Below are 2,961 nucleotides of genomic sequence, written 5' to 3' on the forward strand. Positions count from 1 at the left end.
GGCGCTCCTCAGGTTGAAGCTGTTGATACCGAGTTCTTTCGTGCATCGCAACACCTTATACGAAACAGGTGTTGCACTTCAGATTTGAGGCCGCCGAGCCTTTACCCAGTTGCTGCAGCGCTATTCGGACATCGCTCGCTGGATCGAACGCAAGGTCGCCGAGCGCAGCAGGAAGCACTCGGAGCGCACCAAAGTTCACCGGCACCTGTGGTGCCTACATGGAGGCTTTCTTGCGCAATGCCGGCAGGCGAGCATCCAGGCGCACGAATATCCGTTTAACCAGAAATATCTTGGTGAGCGATCGCTCGCCAGTCACGCCCGCGCGCTGTCGAACGGGAATCTCGATGCGGCGGCTCGGGCGGCAGGCGCTCAGCAGATCAGACATCGCTGGAATGACGATCCCGAGGTCGTTCGCAAACCTGCAACCCGTCCATTTGAGGCATTCGAATTCGACGGTCACAAGATCGATGCGCGCCTGACACTGCACATCGACGATCCGTTCGGTTTCGAAACATTGCTTGTGCTGCACCGGATCTGGATCCTGCTGATCCTCGATGTGGCCACCCGCGCGGCGATTGGCTATGCGCTAGCGCTGGTTCGCGAGTACAACAAGGACGATATTGCCGCCGCCTTGCAGGTGAGCCTGATGCCACACACAGCCCGCGCTTCGAAGATTCCGGCGCTGGTGGTCAGACCCGGCGGAGGTTTCCCCTCCGGGGTGATTCCCGGTACCGCGTGGGCGTGCTGGGGCACGTTCCACCTTGATGCGGCGAAGGCACATTTCGCGAAGGCGACACTTGAGCGCCTGAGCCAGGTCGTCGGTTGCACAACCGACAACGGGCCGCTGGGCCAGAAGAACGAACGCGTGCTGATTGAGCGCTTCTTCGATCAGATCGCGTCGCATTTCGCGCACAGACTGCGAGCCACCAAGGGCAGCAGTCCGCGTGCAGTCGAACGGGTGCTCAATGATGTCGGCGAGAAGACCTCTCTGATGATGACGCTCGACGAGCTCGAGGATGTGATCGACGTGCTGCTCGGTAACCACAATGGCGAGCCGCATGGGGGACTGGGCGGGCGTACGCCGCTGGAGGCAATGCATTTTCTGCTCGAAAAACAGGACGGCCTGCTGCGAACGCTACCGGTGGCCAGACGCAGCGCGTTGTGCCTGCTTCAGGAGGCCCGCGTTGTCACGATTCGCGGCAACGTAAGCCGTGGCGAGCGCCCGCATATCAATTTCGAATACGTGCGTTACGACAGCCGGGTGCTGTCGGGCATCGCAGGGCTGATCGGCAAGCAGCTTCGGATCTACTTCAACGTTAAGGACATCCGCCATCTGCACGCGTTCCATACGGACGGGTCTGAACTCGGTGTATTGACTGCCGCGTGCCCCTGGTGCATTACGCCACATTCGCTGCGCGTGCGACAGGAAATCTTCTCACTGATCCATCAGCGAAAGCTGTCGGTGCGCGAGGGCAGCGATCCCGTTGGCGCGTGGTTTGCCTACAAGAAGGACCAGGCGCGAAACCATACACGCCACGCCAATGACCTGGCGCGCATGCTGACAGACCGGGCGAAGTCGCACCAGGCGCTACCTTCACTCGATGTCGCACACGCTGTCTCAGCCGTGAAAAGTGAAGCGCCGGCGGCAGAAACACCTGCCCGGAAGACGCCGGACGCACCGTCGCTCACGCAGATTTTTTTGTTCGGGTGAACGATGCCTGATTCGCTGACACGCACCGTTGATCCACCCGCGCATCCGCTCGCGAACCAGATGTACATGGTGCCCACCCCGGCAATCGCGGCGATGTACTCACGCTTGCATCAGTGCATCCGTCGTGGCGTCGCTGGCGCTGTTATCTATGGACACACTCGCTGGGGCAAGACGTAGCGATCCGATACTGTGTCAGGCTGCTCCATCCGGAACTGCCTCGCGTGGCGGTCCTGACTATCGGCATGCCGCGCAATCCGTCGCGCTCGGAGGCACTGTTTCTCGGCATGCTGCTCGAGGCGGCACGACATGGGCGCCCTGATAGCGGCACGGCGTTGCAGCGCCGACTACGCCTCTACCATAAGCTGGCTGAACTGGTCGAACGTGCCGCCGGTAACAAACTGATCGTATTTGTCGATGAGGCGCAGCGGCTTGAGCTCGAACACTATGAATGGCTGCGGGACGTGCAGGACGAACTCGAGTGTCGCGGTGTGCGGATGTTCACATTTCTGGTCGGTCAACCGGGTATCCTGAACCGCAAGAGTTCGTTCCGGCAGAGCATGGACACCTCGCAGATCGTGTCCCGTTTCATGGTCGATGAGTTGCGCTTCGACGGCTTTCGTGCCGCCGACGATCTGAAGATGTCGCTCGCCGCTTACGACGCGTCCACTTTTCCAGACGGTAGTGACTGGCCTGACACGCGCTATTTTCTGCAACGCGCATTCGACACCGGCTTCCGCCTTGAGAAGCAGCACGTCGTGTTATGGGAAGCCTTTGACGCTGCGCACCGGCGCGCGCGGTTCGATTTCACGATGGAGTTGCCGATGGAGTATGTTGCGCGCACTGTCGAGATCGCACTAAACGACAACATGCACCACGATGCATCGGGACCTGCGCTCAGCCCCGCATCGTGGGAGCAAGCGGTAGACGAATCCAACTACGTCGCGGCACTGGAAGATTTGCGCATCATCTTCGTTGACGACGTAGCTGCTGCACCATGAAAAGTCGCTTCGTGGACGGCGGCAATGACTACGTCCGGCTCATCTTGTTTGACGCGCGGCAGCGACGTTTTCGGTTTGCCAACTCAACCTATCGGGAGTGGATGGGGCTGGACCCGGAGGAGATCGTGGGACGGCTCACCCATGAGGTTCTCGACGTCGACTACTTTGCCGCCATCGAGCCGTACGTCCAACGCGCGCTCAACGGCGAAAGGGTCGAATACGAGGTCGGAGCGACCCTCAACGGGAGCCAAC

At 60.4% G+C, this 2,961-nt stretch carries 3 protein-coding genes; all 3 read left to right on the plus strand.

The annotated features are described in order from the left end of the window. The first annotated feature begins 109 nt into the window (after nucleotides 1–109). Nucleotides 110–1,711, plus strand: coding sequence for a hypothetical protein (locus P3T43_RS35510; protein ID WP_429285648.1), 1,602 nt, complete (start codon nucleotides 110–112; stop codon nucleotides 1,709–1,711). Nucleotides 1,712–1,932: 221 nt separating this feature from the next. Further along, nucleotides 1,933–2,709, plus strand: a complete 777-nt coding sequence (locus P3T43_RS35515) for an AAA family ATPase (RefSeq protein WP_429285649.1) — start codon at nucleotides 1,933–1,935, stop codon at nucleotides 2,707–2,709. Continuing rightward, a partial coding sequence (locus P3T43_RS35520; protein ID WP_429285650.1) for a PAS domain-containing protein occupies nucleotides 2,706–2,961 on the plus strand: 256 nt, incomplete at its 3' end. The genes P3T43_RS35515 and P3T43_RS35520, both read left to right, overlap by 4 nt.

Origin of the sequence: Paraburkholderia sp. GAS41, from assembly GCF_050436545.1 — a bacterium.
Taxonomy (GTDB): domain Bacteria; phylum Pseudomonadota; class Gammaproteobacteria; order Burkholderiales; family Burkholderiaceae; genus Paraburkholderia.